Origin of the sequence: Micromonospora sp. NPDC005324, from assembly GCF_040607155.1 — a bacterium.
GTDB classification, from domain to species: Bacteria; Actinomycetota; Actinomycetes; order Mycobacteriales; family Micromonosporaceae; genus Micromonospora; species Micromonospora trifolii.
Window position 1 is genome coordinate 77,815 of the sequence record NZ_JBEXGE010000030.1, and the last position, 15,337, is coordinate 93,151.

The window sequence follows — 15,337 nt, forward strand, 5'->3', positions numbered from 1 at the left end:
TTCGTGGAACGGACATTCAGCGCCGGACGCCAGATCGAGATTGGCCGATGAGCTGAACATTCACAGAGGGCAATTCTTAACCCAGGACGCGATGGGTGTGAAGACGTTCACCGGTATGGATCGTCGGGAAAAGCGGGAAAGGTGCTCGCCGGACCCGGCCCGGCATCGCGACGTGCCGGGTGGAACGGGTCGACGCCGGCCCACCCCACCCTCGACCCGTCCGCAGGTCAGCACCGCTGGTGCCGGTGCCCGCTCAGGCGGCGTGCACTTCGGCCGTCGCGCCATCCCGTGCTGCCGGCACGTCAGCGGGCGCCGGACCGTCGATTATCGCGAGCAGCGTGCGGTGCGCCCGAAACGCGACATTGGGTTTGTACGAGCGATGCTGCTCCGGTGACAGCCTCAGCCCGGGAATGGCTTCGGCGAGCCGACTGAGGGCGATTCCGGCCTCTAGTCGCGCCAATCCCGCACCGATGCAGAAATGTGGACCGTGGCCGAACGACAGGTGATTTCCCACATCGGCCCGGTGTGGGTCGAACCGGTCCGGGTCATGGAACGCTGCCGGGTCCCGGTTCGCCGCTCCGATCAACAGCAGGCAACGCGCCCCGGCGGGGATCGTCACCGGCCCCACTGTGACATCCCGGGTGGTCACCCGCAGCCAGCCGTCGATGGCGGGCGCGAACCGGAGCGTCTCGCCGACGAAAGCGGGAACGAGCCCCGGGTCCGCGGTGATCGCCGACCAACGTTGAGGAGCGGACAGGGCCTGGTCGAGGGCGTGCGCGAGCAACCCGGCCGTGGTCTCGTGACCCGCGACCAGGAGATTGAAGGCAAGGCTCGCCACCTCGGGCACCGTCAGCACGCTGTCGTCGTCGTCCCGGTAGTCCAGGGCGCGGCTGATGAAGTCCTCGCCCCGGTGTCCACTGTCCACCCGCTGGCGGACCAGGTCCTCGCAGTAGTGCCAGAACTCCAGCAGGCCCTGTGCCAGGCGTACCTGCTCGGCCGGGTCCGGCTGCCCCCAGATGAGGGCGATCTGGCCGTCCGCCCAACGTCGGATCCGCCCGATGTCGGCGTCGGGCACCCCGAGGATGTCCAGGACCACCAGCAGGGGAAGCTCGGTCGCGAACTCCGGGATCAGGTCGACCTGATCGCCCTGGCGGGCGGCGAGACGGGACACCAGATGGTCGACCCGACGTCGGATGATCGCCCCGTACTCGGCCTCGACCCGCTCGGCGGTGTTCGCGAAGGTCGCCCGTAGGGCCCGCCGGGTGCGTGGGTGCACCGGTGGGTCCGCGGCGGCCGTCGTGGGTGGCGCGTCGATCTGCATGATGACGTTCAGTGCCGGCGGACACACCTCGTAGACCGGGGCGAGGGTGAGGGCGTTGGCGAATGTCGTGGCGTCGGCGAGGGCCCGCCGGACGTCCGCGTGCCGGCTGATCAACCACAGGCCCAGATCCTCGGCGTAGTGCACCCCGTCGGGATCGTCGAGAATGCGTCGCCACATGCTTGCCGGATCGGTGAGATAGACCCCGGCGAACGGATTCAACCGCATGGAAAGCCTCCTGATACACGCGGCGAGGAACCGGCAGCGCCCCCATTTGGCGATCCACTTCAGCCGGGCCGATAATGGCGTGCATCTGCCTCTGGCTCTTTACGGTGCGCTGGCCGGCCGTACAAGTCAAGATTGGTTGTTGTCTATTTATTGGTTGGCATAATTGCGCGCTGCAACAGCCGGGTGAACCTGGCGGAATGCAAGTTGCGGCGCGGTCCTTGCCGTGAAGTCGACCCAGCCGCACGGTGAAGTCAACTCGCCGCCTTCGCTCATGACCGGGGAAACGACGCCCGAGACGACGAGTGACGCCGGAGTCCGGTCACGACCCGGCAGAAGGGGCTGGCCCCGCCGCACCGTCCACGCGTCGCGGGGGTTCCGGCCCATGCCGGAACCCCCGCGCGTCAACGTGTCGTGACGGCCCGGTCAGGGCGCGGCGGTCAGGGTGCCCACGGTGCGGCGATGTTCCAGGTGCTGTCGGCGGTCCACGACGTCGGCGTGTTGTACGCGTCGCCGCCGGTGCCGTTGCTGAGCCAGACCTCCGAGTTGTAGTGCCGCAGGTACTTACCTCGGAAGTTGTACGACTCCAGCGACACTCCGGTGCCGGTCAACCCGGTACGGGCGCACCAGGTGGCGTCGGCACGCAGCAGCGCGGAGCCGTCGTCCGGTGAGTTGCGGACCCGGGAGTTCTGGTGGCGCAGGTACTGCCCGGGGAAGTTGACCGACTCGAACGAGTAGCAGCCGGCGCCGGCCAGACCGGAACGGATGGTGTACGTGGCGTCGGCCTTGAGCAGGCTGGAACTCGCGGCGTCGACCACCTCCGTGTAGGCCAGGCTGTCCTGGTGGCGTAGGTAGCGGTTGGTGAAGCCGGGCGTGGTCACCTGCAACGACCGGCGGGTGTTGACCGGCAGGGCGACGGGTGCCGAACTGCCGATGGTCTTCGAGGCGTTGATCAGGGCGGTGTTGGCGGCGCGCACCCGCGCCTGGTCCATCTTGATCACCTGCCGGTCGTAGGTGAGGAAACCGTTCAGCTCACCCTCCAGGTCGGTGATCTCGGTGTAGATCGAGGCACTGAGCCCCTTGCCGACCATCAGGTTCTGGGTGCCCTGCACCAGCCCCACGTACCGGTCGGTGAGCGCGCTCGAACTGGACTGCCACTCGTACGCGAAGAAGCTGCCGTTCGGGCTGTACTCGTGGCCCGGCGTGTGCAGGCCCAGGCCGCCGAACTCACCGAGCACCGCGATCCGGCTGCTCGACGGTACGGGGGAGTCCGGGCCGAGGTAGACGTGCCAGTCGTCGATGTCGCCGTTGCCGGGGTTGCCGAGGGACTGGCAGCAGTTGTGACCGCTGTGCGGGTTGACCAGACGTGTCGGGTCCTGGTTCTTGATGTTCTGCGCGACGCGACGGGTGTCGGCGAGGGACCGCTCGCCCCAGCCCTCGTTGTAGGGCGTGTACGCGATCACGGCGGGTGAGCTGCGATGCTCGTCGACGATCTCGCGTGCCTCGGCCTCGAACTGCGCCTGCTGGGCGTCGGTGGGGTCGACGTCCTGTGCGGTCAGCGACGGGATGTCCTGCCAGACCAGCAGGCCGAGCCGGTCGGCGTGGTAGAACCAGCGCTGGGGCTCGACCTTGATGTGTTTGCGCACCATGTTGAAGCCCAGATCCTTGTGCTTCTGCAGGTCGAAGGCGAGGGCGGCGTCGGTCGGCGCGGTGTAGAGCCCGTCCGGCCAGAAGCCCTGGTCGAGGGTGCCGACCTGGAACACGAACTGGCCGTTGAGCTTGGGGCGCAGCACCCCGTTGACCAGGCCGGTGGTGATCTCCCTCATGCCGAAGTAGTGCGTGGTCCGATCCACTGTGGCGCCGGTGGCGCCGCGCACTGTCACCCGGAGGTTGTAGAGGAACGGGTCGTCGGGTGACCAGCGGCGGGCGTTGGGAACCGGCACGCTGAAGTCGGTGAAGCCGCCGGTGGCCGAGCCGACCACTGTGGCGCCGTTCAGCGCCTCGGCGAGCACGCTGTGGCCGCTCACGTCGCCCCGGGTGAAAACCCGGACCCGCACCGTGTTGTTGCTCAAGTTCGGGTAGACGTCGACGCTGCTGATCGAGGCGGGGGGCACCGGCTCCATCCACACCGTCTGCCAGATGCCGGAGCTGGGGGTGTAGAAGATCCCGCTGGGCGTCTTGGTCTGCTTGCCGATCGCGGGCAGGCTGCCGTTCTGCCGGGTGTCGGTGGGATCCCACACCTTGACGACGATCTCGTTCGTCCCGGCGGTGAGCTGGGGAGTGACGTCGAAGGTGAAGGCGTCGTAGCCGCCGGTGTGCGCGCCGACCCGGACACCGTTGACCCAGACGGTGCTCTGCCAGTCGACGGCGCCGAAGTGCAGCAGGGTTCGCCGACCCGACCAGTTCGCCGGGATGGTGACGGTGCGTCGGTAGAACAGGTAGTTGCGGTTGTCGTTGGCCGCCCGCTGGATGCCGGACAGGGCGCTCTCCACCGGGAAGGGCACGTTGACCCGCTCGGGCAGGTTGGTCCCGAACTGCGGGGCGTCGTCGGTCGTCGACTGGCGCAGCTGCCACTCGCCGTTGAGGTTGAGCCAGTCCGGCCGCGTCATCTGGGGTCGCGGGTACTCGGGTAGTGGTGTGCCGGCCAGGGCCTGGCTGGTCCAGGGGGTGGTCAGTGGTGGTGTCTTGGCCGGTGCGGCGTACGTCGGCGAGGCGGGCGCGGTGAGAACGCCGGCGACCAGGGCGAGGATGAGCAGCAGGGGCAGGGCGGGGCGGATGGGGACGTGACGTGTCATGCCGTCTCCGGGGGGACGAGTCGCCGCGGGCGGTGCAGCCAGGCCCGAAGCGCGTGGGTGGCGGGCATCGGGTGGTCATTGACGGGGGCGGGCGTCAGCGACGGATGTCGGTGGAATCTCCACGCGCCAACGGTGACCGGCATATTGACATCCATCATCACCTGTATAACGTTATAGAGCCGCGCCGGCCCTCCCGTCAATGCTTGTTCATCAATGTCTGGTCGGCCCGCCGGTCGAATTCACGAAAGGTCGGGGGGATGGGCGTCAACCTGAAGGACATCGCCCAGCGGGCCGGTGTCTCGCTGGCCACGGTCTCGAACGTGGTGAACGGGTACCGGCCGGTGGGGGAGTGGACCCGACAACGGGTGCAGCAGGCGATCGACGAACTCGGCTACAGCCCCAACCTCGGCGCCCGGCATCTGCGCCGGGGTCGTACCGGCCTGATCGCCCTGGCCATCCCGGAACTGACCAACCCCTACTTCGCCGAGCTCGCCGAGATCGCCATCTCCGAGGCCGCCGCGCTCGGCTACACGCTCGTCATGGAGAACACCGCCGCGGACCGGGAGGCCGAGCTGGCGCTCCTCGACGGCTCGCGCCAGCGCATCATCGACGGCCTGATCCTCAGCCCGGTGCGCGTCGGCCGGGAGGAGGTGCTGGCCCGGACGGCCGGCAGCCCGCTCGTGCTGATCGGCGAGGGCGTCTACGACGTACCGCACGACCACATCGCCATCGACAACGTCGCCGCCAGCCACGCGGCGATCCGGCATCTCGTGGCGATCGGGCGCCGCCGGATAGCGTTCATCGGCGCTACCCCCGGCGGTGACCGGCAGTCGGCCCACCTGCGGGTCCGGGGTTACCGGGAGGCCCTGGCGGCCGCCGGTCTGCCGTACCGACCACGGTTGGTCGCCCGCACCGACGCCTTCGGCCGGCTCGACGGCATGCGGGCCATGCGTGACCTGCTCGCCCTCGGTGACCCGCCGGACGCGGTGTTCGGTTACAACGACCTGGTCGCCATCGGCGCGCTGCGGGCGCTGGCGGAGGCCGGTCACCGGGTGCCCGAGGACGTCGCGGTGGTCGGGATCGACGACATCGAGGAGGGGCGGTTCACTGCCCCGACCCTCACCACCATCGCCCCGGACAAGAGGGAGATCGGCCGTCTCGCGGTACGCCGTCTCGTCGCCCGCATCGAGGGTGCGGAGATCGCGGGGCCGCTGACCGTGCAGACGCCGTTCCGGCTTCTCCGCCGCGAGAGCACGGGCACTCCCGGCGGGTGACGAATTGAAGCTGGACGACTGCCTACCCGCTGACGGTGAAGATGCGGTTCAGCTGATGGTCGATCAGTGCCACGGCCCGGTCGAGTTGGTGTTGGCCGAAAAGCGCGCTGGCCTGGAGTCCTTCGGCGCCGGCGACGAGAAACGCGGCCTCGGCGGCGGTGTCGATGTGCGTGGGGACTTCGCCGAGTTCGTGGCCGTGACAGAGCAGGTCGGTTATGAGCTGTTCCAGGGCGGGTGGCGCCTCTCGGGCCAGCGCGGCGAGGGCGGGGTCGGTGAGGAAACGTACGAAATAGGCGATGTAGACCAGATGCCGATTACGGCGTTCCTCGTCGAGCGGGAGCAGTTCGAGCAGTACGCCGCGGACGAGTGCGCGCATGGTGGGTGTGTCGCCGAGTTGAGCCATGCGTTCGCGGGCGCGTTGTTCGGCGTCGGTGTTGAGGATTTCCAGCGCGCCGAGCAGGAGTTGATCGCGGGTGCCGAAGTAGTACTGCAGCAACCGTGCCGACACACCGGCCTCGGTGGCGACCTGCCGCAGGGTGACGTCTTCGAGTCCGCCGGTGGCGGCCAGTCGCCAGACGGCCTCGGCGATCTGACGACGCCGCGCGTCGTGATCCACATTGCGGGGCAAGCGCCACCCTCCCAAGTCTTGTGGTGCGATCGTACCAAAATCTGGTATGGTTCGATCGCACCATCACTTTCCCCTCAAGGAGATCGCACGTGAAGCACGCGTTTGTGCTGGTCATCGGCTTGGCCCTGCTTGCCTTGGGCGCGCAGGGCGCCATCCGACTGTTGGTCGACCACGACAATTCCGGCCTGTTGTCCTGGATGCCGGGCGGCTTCGGCGTGCGGCTGTCGTGTTACGTGGTGGCCGCCGCCGCCGGGATCGCCCTGGCCGCCTGGGGCGCGCGCAGGAGCAAGCAGACAGGCAGCGCCAGATGAACGCATCGACCCGGATCCTCGCCCTCACGAGGGCGGCGGCAGTGTTGGCCGGCAGCAACGAGCACGGCGTACCGATCGACTTCGGTCCGTCGATTATGGACGCACGGTGGCCCGGCGGGCATCCTTGACCCTGACCTAGGGTCAAGGTCGTTGACTGAGGTCGTCAACGAATGGCAGCACCGATCCGTTTCGAAAGGGCACCCCCCATGTCACGACCTCAAGAGTCGACTGTCCTGGCCGCCAACCATGGAGCTACCTCGGCGCTGCTCGTCGGCGGTGCCCTCGCTGGCCCGCTGTTCACTGCCGCGTGGATTGCGGGCGGTGCACTCACCCCGGACTACCAACCAATGCGGCACCTCGTCAGCACGCTCGCACTCGGGTCGTTCGATTGGATGCAGGTTGCCAGCTTCTTCGTCGCTGGCCTCCTGGTGCTCGGGCTCGCGATCGGGCTGCGGCGCGCACTCCGACCTCCGGGTTCCGCCTGGGGGTCGTTGCTGATCGGGCTGGCCGGCATCGGGCTGGTCGGGGCGGGGGCCTTCGCCTCGGATCCGGCGAATGGGTTTCCGGTCGGCACGCCCGTCGTCCCCACAGAGAGCACGACGAACGGCATGCTGCACAACCTGTTCGCGGCTGCCTTCCTCTTCAGCCTGCCCGTCTCGGCGTTCGTCTTCACCCGCTATTTTCGTCGGGTCGGTGAACGCGGGTGGGCAATTGCGTCGGCGCTGACTGGCGTCGCATTCTTCGCGGCGTTCTCCCTGCAACGGTTCGACTCGGATCCGGCCGCCCGCTTCGGGTTGTATCAACGTATCGGTATCACCACGAGCCTGCTCTGGCTGACAGCGGTCGCGGTGTACGCACTCCGGGCGCGACGGCAGGGCTGAAGCGGTATGCCGTTCATCCACGGGCGGTCCGTTCGGCGAGCCGCCCCCACGTCGGGGAGGCGACGCTCGTCGACGCCTTGATCAGTTGAGCCGTGGTGGCCAGCCGGTCCTTCTCGGCCGAGGGCCGGCCTGCCACCCACCGCCGGACACGAGCGGCCAGCGCCTCCAGGCGTGGATCATCGGGCGACCAGTCGTGTGCCGCGTCGTACTCAAGGTAGATGGCACGAAATTCAGGATCGCTGATCGCGTCGCGTTTGTCCGTCAGCCAGGCGGACGCCTGCACCGGTGAGATAGACCGCAGCAGAATCCACCCGTCGCGTTCCAGGTTAACGGTGCGCTGGCTGACCCCGATCCGGTGCAACTCGTCGAGGTAGGCCGCCACGTCGGCGGAGACAAAGAGCCGGTCGCCACTGTCGAGTTGGGTGAGTCGCTCACGGGTGCGCACAAGCTCTCGGGCCCGCTCCTCAAGGTTGTTGCCGATCTCGGCGATGGCCGTGGTGAAGCGGTCAGGAGAGGCGGACAGCAACTCGTCAATGCGGGCGAGCGGTACGCCGGCCTCGGCGAGAGTCTTGATCTTCACCAGTCTGATGGCGTGCTCGGCGCTGTAGCGCCGGTAACCTGAGGCGTCGCGCGGCGGTTCCTCAAGGAGGCCGCGCTGGTGATAGTGGCGCACCGTCTTGATGGTCACGCCAGCGTAGCCGGCGAGCTGACCGATCGTGATCATTGCTCCATCATCCTCGAAGTCCCGACCCGGCAAGGCCCCTCCTTGGCGCCTCGCGGGGGTGCAGTTACGCGATCCATACCGCCGGTGGTACGACCCAGAGAGGATGACCCACTAGATCCATAGACCTCAATATGATGACCGCTATCTCGACTGCGGTGCGCTCACGAGGCGTGCCATCCTGATGCGGAGGAATGCATGGTTCGCTGGCGTACCCTCACTGGCCTGCTGGCCACCGCGTTGGCCGCGGTGACCGCGGCCAGCCTCACCCTCACCGCGCCGGCCGCCGCGGCCGGCAGCCCCGTGACGCCGAACGTCGTCGGCGGCACCCGCGCCGCTCAGGGCGAATTCCCGTTCATGGTCCGTCTCTCGATGGGCTGCGGCGGGGCGCTGTACAGCGCCCGGCTGGTGCTCACCGCGGCGCACTGCGTGGGCGCGACCGGTACCAACACCAGCATCACCGCGACGCTCGGGACTGTCGACCTCCAGTCGTCCAGCCGGATCACCGTCCGGTCCAACTACGTCTACCGCGCCCCCGGCTACAACGGCGCCGGCCGCGACTGGGCGCTGATCCGGCTGGCCAGCCCCGTCACCGGGCTGAGCACGCTGCCGATCGCCGGCACCACCGCGTACGACAGCGGCACCTTCACCGTCGCCGGCTGGGGTGCCGCGCGCGAGGGCGGCGGCCAGCAGCGGTACCTGCTCAAGGCGACAGTGCCGTTCGTCAGCGACTCTACCTGCAACGCCAACTACGGCGGGGACCTCATCCCCGCCCAGGAGATCTGCGCCGGCTACGCCAGCGGCGGCACTGACACCTGCCAGGGTGACTCGGGCGGCCCGATGTTCCGCCGCGACGCCTCCAACGCCTGGATCCAGGTCGGCATCGTCAGCTGGGGCAACGGTTGCGCCCGGCCCAACTACCCGGGTGTCTACACCCAGGTGAGCTACTTCGCCTCGTCGATCGCCTCGGCCGCGGCGAGCCTCGGCGGCTGACCGTACGACAGCTCGGGCGGCCCGGACGACACGGTCCGGGTCGCCCGTTCGTGCGTCCCGCCGGGAGGACGGCGAGAGTGCCACCCGACACCGGGCGAGTGGGCCACCCGACAGATTCGGCGGGCCGTCGGTGCGCCGCCGGCCGTAGCGGCGATGATGGGCCGGTGAAGATCCTGTCCATCCAGTCGTCGGTCGCCTACGGTCACGTCGGCAACTCGGCGGCGGCCTTTCCGCTGCAACGCCTCGGGCACGAGGTATGGCCGGTCCTGACTGTGCACTTCTCCAACCACACCGGGTACGGCGCGTGGCGGGGCCCGATGCTCCCGGCGGCGGACGTGGCGGAGGTGATCGCGGGCATCGAGGACCGCGGGGTCCTCGGCAGCGCCGACGCGGTGCTCTCCGGCTATCAGGGCGACCCGGCCATGGGGGCGGTGATCCTGGACGCGGTGGCGACGGTGAAGGCGACCAACCCGGCCGCTGTGTACTGCTGCGACCCGGTGATGGGCGACGCCGGCCGGGGCATGTTCGTCCGGCCGGGAATTCCGGAGTACCTACGGGACACCGTCGTGCCCCGTGCGGACATCATCATGCCGAACCACTTCGAGCTGGACTTCCTCGCCGGTCGCACCACGAACTCGCTGGCCGAGGTGCTCGACGCGGTCGACGTGGTGCGCGCGACCGGGCCACGGCACGTCCTGGTGACCAGCGTGCTCCACGGCGACCTGCCTCCGGACTCGCTGGAGGTGGTGGCGGTCTCCGACGAGGGCGCCTGGGCGGTGACCACGCCGCTGCTGCCGATCAACCCGAACGGTGGGGGCGACGTCACCGCGGCGCTGTACCTGGCCCACCTGTGGACGACCGGCTCACCCGCGACCGCGCTGGAACGCACCATCGCCTCTGTCTACGCCGTGCTCGAGGCCACTCTCGCGGCGGGCACCCGGGAGATCCAGCTGATCGCGGCGCAGGACGTGATCGCCGACCCGCCGGCCCGGTTCACCGCCCGTCGGCTGCGTTGACGGCGGGTCGCTGACCCCGGACCGGCTGCGTTGACGACGGTCGCTGACCCCGGACCGGTGGCGGTCAGCGACCCTCGGGAACGGCCATCTCGCCGAGCAGCGACCAGTCTTCCTGCGGCACCGTGGCGTTCACGATCCGCGGCGTCTCGGCCAGGTACGGCGGCAGGGTCTCCTGGGCCGCGCGGAAATGCGCGGACTGGACGTGGGCCCCGCCGGCCTGATCGTCGCGGAACGCCTCGACCAGCACGTACTCGGTGGGATCGTCCAGGCTGCGGGACCAGTCGAACCACAGGCAGCCCGGCTCCGCCCGGGTCGCCTCGGTGAACTCGGCGGCGATCTGCGGCCACCGGTCGGCGTGCTCGGCCAGGACCCGGAACTTGGCGGTAATGAAGATCATGGCCCAAGGCTACTCAGCCGGGCGGGCGCGGGCGACGACCTCCTCGGGGGTCAGCGGCGCCTTCGGGTGGTGCGTCAGGCACAGCGGGGTGCGGACCTTGACGAACGAGAATCCCTCTCCGGCCGCGTAGAACTCACCGCTGTTGAGCAGGCCGATGTCCGGCAGCCGGCCGCCCTTGGCCTCGGCGAGCTGCCGGGCCGCGTCGATCTGCGCCGGCGCGTTGAGCAGCCCGAAGAACTGCGTCGTCGCGTTGCCGGAGATCTGGTTGTGCAGACCCTTGGGCGCCTGGGTGGCGAAGACCAGCCCGAGCCCGTACTTGCGGGCCTGCGAGGCCAGCGCGATCGAGCTGGCGGTGCAGGCCGTGGTGCCGGTCGCCGGCGCGAGCGTCTGCGCCTCGTCCATCACGAACAGTCCGCCCAGTGGTCGGTCACCGGCGGGGTGCCGTTTGATCCACGCGAAGAGCGCCATCTGCAACTGGTTGACGAAGCTCTGCCGCTCCTGATCCGAGGTGAGGCCGACGAAACTGATCACCGACACCCGGGCCCGCCGCCCCGCCGACGGTGTCAGCAGCAGCCCCGGGTCGGCCGGCGCGCCGACCCCGCCGAACAGCGGATCGGTGACCATCGCCGCCTTGAGCGCCTCGGCCAACTCCTCGGCGAGCTTCCCGGCGCGGGCCAGCCGACTGACCCCCTCGGGCAGGTCGGTGAGGAACTCGGTGAAGCCGGGCAGGCCCACCATCCCGCTGCGGGCGTACGCCTGGAGGGCTTCGGTGAGGACGGCCTTGCCCTGCTGGGCGAGCCGGCCGGCGCGGTCCACGCCGGCCCGTGGCGCGAGCGCCTCCACGGCGGAGCGGACGGCCTGGTCGAACTCGTCGGGCCAGTCCCGCAGGGAGGTGAAGTCGGGCAGCGGCTGGAAGCTCAGCGGCCGACCGGCGGTGACCCGGGGCGTCCACACCACCACCTCGGTGTGCGCGAGGTAGTCGGCGGCTCGTTCGGCGTCGCCGGGGCCCCAGCCACTCGGCGGCTCGGGCCACGGGTCGCCGAGCCGGGCGAGGTCGTTGTTGGGGTCGAGCACGATCGCGGAGACCCCCTCGCGGGCGCACTCCTCGACCAGCCGGCGGATCAGCACGGTCTTGCCCGAGCCGGACCCGGCGAACACGACGGCGTGGCGGCGCAACGACTCCAGAGGCACCGTGAACGGTTGACCGCCGTCGACGGTCCGCCCCAGCCCGACGGCCCGAGCGCCGGTGCCGGCCGCGAGGTCGGCCGGGTCAGCGGGTACGGGCCCGGCCGTCGCGCCGGTCGACGCGCCAGCGGGGACGTCGGCTTCCGGCACGTTCGTCGGGTCGGTTGCGGGGCCACCCGATCGTGGCTCGTCGACGTCGGGCGGCGGGGCGCCGCCGCGCGTCCCGTCGGGCCCGGGCAGGACCGCGCGGAACAGTTCGGTGCCGCTGGCCGGACGGCGGGCCACCAGCCACTCCTGCAGGGCCGTGGACGGCTCGGCCGCCATCGCCCGCAGCGCCGCGAAGACCCGCAGGTCCGCCTCCGGCACGGCGCACCGCAGGCCGCCGGCCGCGTCGAAGCCGGTCAACACCTCGGTCGTACGCTTCCCGGTCGGCCACGGACCGTTGCGCAGCAGGATCAGCCGCCGCTGCGGCAGGTCCCGGTCCAACCCTGCGAGGGTGCACGCGGCCTTGACCCGGGCGGTCACAGCGACCGCGTTGGGGTGCGCGATGGCCCGGAAGCACCAGTGCGCCTCGTTCTCGGTGGCCTCGTCGAGCACCTCGATGAGCCGCCCGTGCAGCGCGGGCTTGCGCCCGGGCGGCGGATCGTACTTGTAGGTGGCGCCGGTCGGCGCCTGCTCGGCGATCCAGGCGGCCAGGCCGGCGGCGAGCAGCGGCGGCAGGTGCTCGTCCTCGCCCGTCGGGTCGACGGCGGCCGACACGTCCGCAGCCTCGACCAGTTCGGCGAAACGTTCGTCCAACTCGTGCAGGCGGCGCTCGTCAGTCGTCGGATCGGCGGCAGCGCCACAGGCGGTGCTGACCGTTGGCGTCGTGTCGGCGCCGTCGATGAGCCGGTCCAGTTCGACCACCTCGTCGCGGTCACGGCACCAGGCGATGTGGCGGTCCACCCGGCGGAGCAGGGCGCGTGGCGTCAGGGTTGGTGCGTCGGCGAAGGCGGCGGGGGCGATCGGCCAGGTGGGGTGCGGTGGCCCGAAGTACATACCCGCGAACGCGGCGGAGAGGCGCTTCGCCACGATCGCCTGCCCGATCTCCGAGGTGGGGATCCGGTCCGGCAGTGTCGCCGTACGGAAGCGGTCGGCGACCGGAGTGGGCGCCGCGCGGGTCATCAACACCCAGGTGTCCGGCAGGCACGAGACGACGACCAGCGTGCGGCGGGTGATGTCGCGGAGCTTGAGCAGGCCGTCGGCGATCGGGCCGAGCACCTTGGCCTGGCCGTCCTCCAGCCCCTGATGATGGTTGAGCAGTGAGGTGCTGGTCTGGGCGAACAGCGTGTCGAGCTGGTCCACGGCGATGACAGTGGGGTCCAGGGTCAGGGCCATCAACCGGGAGATGTCCTGCACGACCTGCTGCGGGGTGCGGATAGCGGTGCTCAACCCCCACGCCGCCCGCGCGGCCGGGTCACCCGGTTCGGAGATGAGGTGGGCGTAACCGACGTCCTGTGCCTCGAAGTCGGTCGCGCCGTGCAGGACGAGCGCCCGAGCGGTGTCCTGGGCGTCCCGCCCGACCTCCCGATCGCGCTCGCGCAGCGCCCAGATGAAGGTGTCGAGCTGCGCACGGGTCACCGGCTGGGCGCCGGCGACCGCGTCGCGAACCTCCACCGGCAGGCCCAGCTGGGGGGTGAGTCGACGCAGGAAGGTCTTCAACTGGGTGCCCCAGCCGACGTGGGGGCGGCCCATCCCCTCCACCAGGGCCAGGGCCACGCTCTCCCAGAACGTCTTGCCACTGACCATGTCGACCAGGAAGAAGTAGCCGCCGTCGCGCTGGATCCGTTCGCGGACCGCTCCGAGCAGGTGCGTCTTCCCGGCACCCGCGCGGCCCTGCATGGCCACGCCGAGCGGCATGCTGGTGTCGTCGGTGCGGGCCCGCGCAACCCCGCGCAGGATCTCCGCGGCCACCTTCTCGTGCAGCTCCGGCACGTTGTGCGGGCTGGGTCGCCAGACGTCGTCCGGGGTGACCGCCGGGTTCAGGTTCACCGCTTCCAGCGCGGCCCGCTGGTCGTCGGAGATCATGCCGGGCCGATCGCCAGGGCGTGGTTGTCCTCGTTCCCGATGCGGACGGCAGCGGCCCGGTCCCGTGCGGTCAGTGACTTGCTGTTCGCCACCGGGATGATGCGGACGTCCTCCCGGCCTACCATCGCCCGCAACGCCGCGTCGAGGGCGACCCGGTCGGTGTCGGCGAGCCGGTCGCGGACGTCGGCGAGGCCGACCCATGCGCCCGGCGCGGTGGCCAGATCCCGGTACGCGGAACGAACGAGCGCCTCCACCGCCGCCGCGGACACCGGTGCCACCGCTGCCGGTGCCGCCGTCGTCATTGCCGCCGTGGGTGCCGGCGCTTCGTGTCGCGGCTCGCCGGCCGCGGGGGCAGTTGCCTCGGTCTGCTTGAAGAAGTCGCCGTGGCTGACCCGGAGCCGGTCCAGCGAACGGTGCAGGTTGGACAGGACGACGAACAGCGACCGGGTCGTCGAGCCGCCCTGCTTCGGCGGCACGGAGGTGTGCAGCTGACGCGACACCCGCCAGCCCTCCTCGGTCAGCTCGTGGGCGAACGGCCGGTGCGTCCGATCGGTGTCCACCAGGCCCAGGTCGACGAGCTTCGTGTTGTCCCTGCCGGTCAGCGTGAAACCCGCCAGCTCTTTCAGCTCGACGTTGGTGAGTCGGCGTGCCTCGACCATCAACACCACGAGGGCGTTGATCTGGTTCGGCGTCAGGTGCGGGACGTCCGCCGGGCTCGTCATGATGTCTCATCTCCGTGGGGGTGCGTGCCGCCCGCGCGTCGCCGGACCAGCAGCCGACGGATCCCGTCGACCACCGCCGGCACGTCGGTGAGCACCTGCTCGTTGGTGAAGCGGAGCACGTCCAGCCCGAGGAGTTGCAGCTGCACGTCTCTCCGCCGATCGTTGGCGAAAGCGATTCGCCCACGATGCTCCGGGCCGTCCACCTCGACCGCAAGACCCTCCGTGGGCCAAAACAGATCCAGTCGGTACGCCTCGGCCAGGACGTGCCACTCGTAGGTCTGGTTCCACCGCCGGCCCCGCGCCCAGTCGTGTGGCGCGAGTGCGCGTTCCAACGCCTGCTCGGCGGCGCTGTCACCGCGTGGAACGCCAGCTATCGGCGGCCAGGCCAGCACCGTCGACTCCGGCTCGGCCGCGGTGGCCGGAGGCCGTTCGGTCGTGTTGGCCAGCCCGGCGAATCGCGCCGGCACCGGCAGGGGCACCGAGCGCACCCGGTCGGCGTGGCGCAGCGGCCCGCCGGCCAACCACACAGTGAAGCCGCCGTGCCGCACGAGCCACTCGGCGGCGGCCACCAGCGTCCGCTCGGCGTCGGCGCCCAGGTCGGGCAGGGCCACGACGAGTACGCAGTTGTCCCGGTCGTACGCGTCGGCGATCACCCGGGCGAGCCCGGCGGCGCGTACCCCAGGGGCGAAACGGGACCGGACGCCGGGGTGGCGCGGGCCGCGCAGCCCTCGCTCGGCGAGGTCGGCCAGGAACGGGCCGAAGTGCCGGGAGCGGGCGGCGGTGGGGGGGGGGGGGGGGGGGGGG

14 protein-coding genes are annotated in these 15,337 nt (G+C 70.3%); 6 read left to right on the forward strand and 8 right to left on the reverse strand.

Features of this window, described 5'->3' with window-relative positions:
• Positions 1-253 precede the first annotated feature (253 nt).
• A complete protein-coding gene (locus ABZS40_RS26595) occupies positions 254-1,546 on the reverse strand; it encodes a cytochrome P450 (RefSeq protein WP_354946217.1) in 1,293 nt (430 codons plus the stop codon).
• A 437-nt stretch (positions 1,547-1,983) separates the two neighbouring features.
• On the reverse strand, positions 1,984-4,338 hold the full coding sequence (locus ABZS40_RS26600; protein WP_354946218.1) for an AbfB domain-containing protein: 2,355 nt from the start codon (positions 4,336-4,338) through the stop codon (positions 1,984-1,986).
• 257 nt (positions 4,339-4,595) lie between these two features.
• On the opposite strand from ABZS40_RS26600, the gene ABZS40_RS26605 reads away from it, so the two are divergent.
• Complete coding sequence (locus ABZS40_RS26605; RefSeq protein WP_354946219.1) at positions 4,596-5,612, forward strand: LacI family DNA-binding transcriptional regulator; 1,017 nt, start codon at positions 4,596-4,598, stop codon at positions 5,610-5,612.
• A 22-nt stretch (positions 5,613-5,634) separates the two neighbouring features.
• Here ABZS40_RS26605 and ABZS40_RS26610 read toward each other — a convergent pair whose 3' ends face one another.
• Positions 5,635-6,240: a TetR/AcrR family transcriptional regulator gene (locus tag ABZS40_RS26610; RefSeq protein ID WP_354946220.1), complete on the reverse strand. Its 606-nt coding sequence runs from the start codon at positions 6,238-6,240 to the stop codon at positions 5,635-5,637.
• 89 nt (positions 6,241-6,329) lie between these two features.
• On the opposite strand from ABZS40_RS26610, the gene ABZS40_RS26615 reads away from it, so the two are divergent.
• Genes ABZS40_RS26615 through ABZS40_RS26625 form a run of 3 tightly spaced genes read left to right on the forward strand, consistent with a single transcriptional unit; the run spans position 6,330 to position 7,432 of the window.
• Positions 6,330-6,551, forward strand: coding sequence for a hypothetical protein (locus ABZS40_RS26615; RefSeq protein WP_354946221.1), 222 nt, complete (start codon positions 6,330-6,332; stop codon positions 6,549-6,551).
• On the forward strand, positions 6,548-6,679 hold the full coding sequence (locus ABZS40_RS26620; protein ID WP_354946222.1) for a hypothetical protein: 132 nt from the start codon (positions 6,548-6,550) through the stop codon (positions 6,677-6,679). Before ABZS40_RS26615 ends, ABZS40_RS26620 begins: the two co-directional genes overlap by 4 nt.
• A 42-nt stretch (positions 6,680-6,721) precedes the next feature.
• Entirely contained in the window at positions 6,722-7,432 is a 711-nt protein-coding gene (locus tag ABZS40_RS26625; protein WP_354946223.1) for a DUF998 domain-containing protein, read from the forward strand.
• 13 nt (positions 7,433-7,445) lie between these two features.
• Here ABZS40_RS26625 and ABZS40_RS26630 read toward each other — a convergent pair whose 3' ends face one another.
• Positions 7,446-8,156, reverse strand: coding sequence for a MerR family transcriptional regulator (locus ABZS40_RS26630; RefSeq protein ID WP_354946224.1), 711 nt, complete (start codon positions 8,154-8,156; stop codon positions 7,446-7,448).
• 195 nt (positions 8,157-8,351) lie between these two features.
• Here ABZS40_RS26630 and ABZS40_RS26635 point away from each other — a divergent pair, with 195 nt between their 5' ends.
• Together ABZS40_RS26635 and pdxY are read left to right on the forward strand one after the other, a co-directional pair.
• Entirely contained in the window at positions 8,352-9,146 is a 795-nt protein-coding gene (locus tag ABZS40_RS26635; RefSeq protein WP_354946225.1) for a serine protease, read from the forward strand.
• Positions 9,147-9,310: 164 nt separating this feature from the next.
• Positions 9,311-10,162 (forward strand): pyridoxal kinase PdxY, encoded by an 852-nt coding sequence (pdxY, locus tag ABZS40_RS26640; protein ID WP_354946226.1) that lies wholly within the window; start codon positions 9,311-9,313, stop codon positions 10,160-10,162.
• Positions 10,163-10,226: 64 nt separating this feature from the next.
• Here pdxY and ABZS40_RS26645 read toward each other — a convergent pair whose 3' ends face one another.
• The 4 genes from ABZS40_RS26645 to ABZS40_RS26660 all read right to left on the reverse strand — a co-directional run.
• Complete coding sequence (locus ABZS40_RS26645; RefSeq protein WP_354946227.1) at positions 10,227-10,559, reverse strand: putative quinol monooxygenase; 333 nt, start codon at positions 10,557-10,559, stop codon at positions 10,227-10,229.
• A gap of 9 nt (positions 10,560-10,568) precedes the next feature.
• Entirely contained in the window at positions 10,569-13,811 is a 3,243-nt protein-coding gene (locus ABZS40_RS26650; protein ID WP_354946228.1) for an ATP-binding protein, read from the reverse strand.
• A complete protein-coding gene (locus ABZS40_RS26655) occupies positions 13,808-14,533 on the reverse strand; it encodes a hypothetical protein (protein ID WP_354946229.1) in 726 nt (241 codons plus the stop codon). The genes ABZS40_RS26650 and ABZS40_RS26655 overlap by 4 nt, the downstream gene beginning before the upstream one ends.
• Positions 14,530-15,337, reverse strand: an 808-nt coding sequence (locus tag ABZS40_RS26660) for a DUF559 domain-containing protein (RefSeq protein WP_354946230.1), incomplete at its 5' end; no start/stop codon positions are given. The genes ABZS40_RS26660 and ABZS40_RS26655, both read right to left, overlap by 4 nt.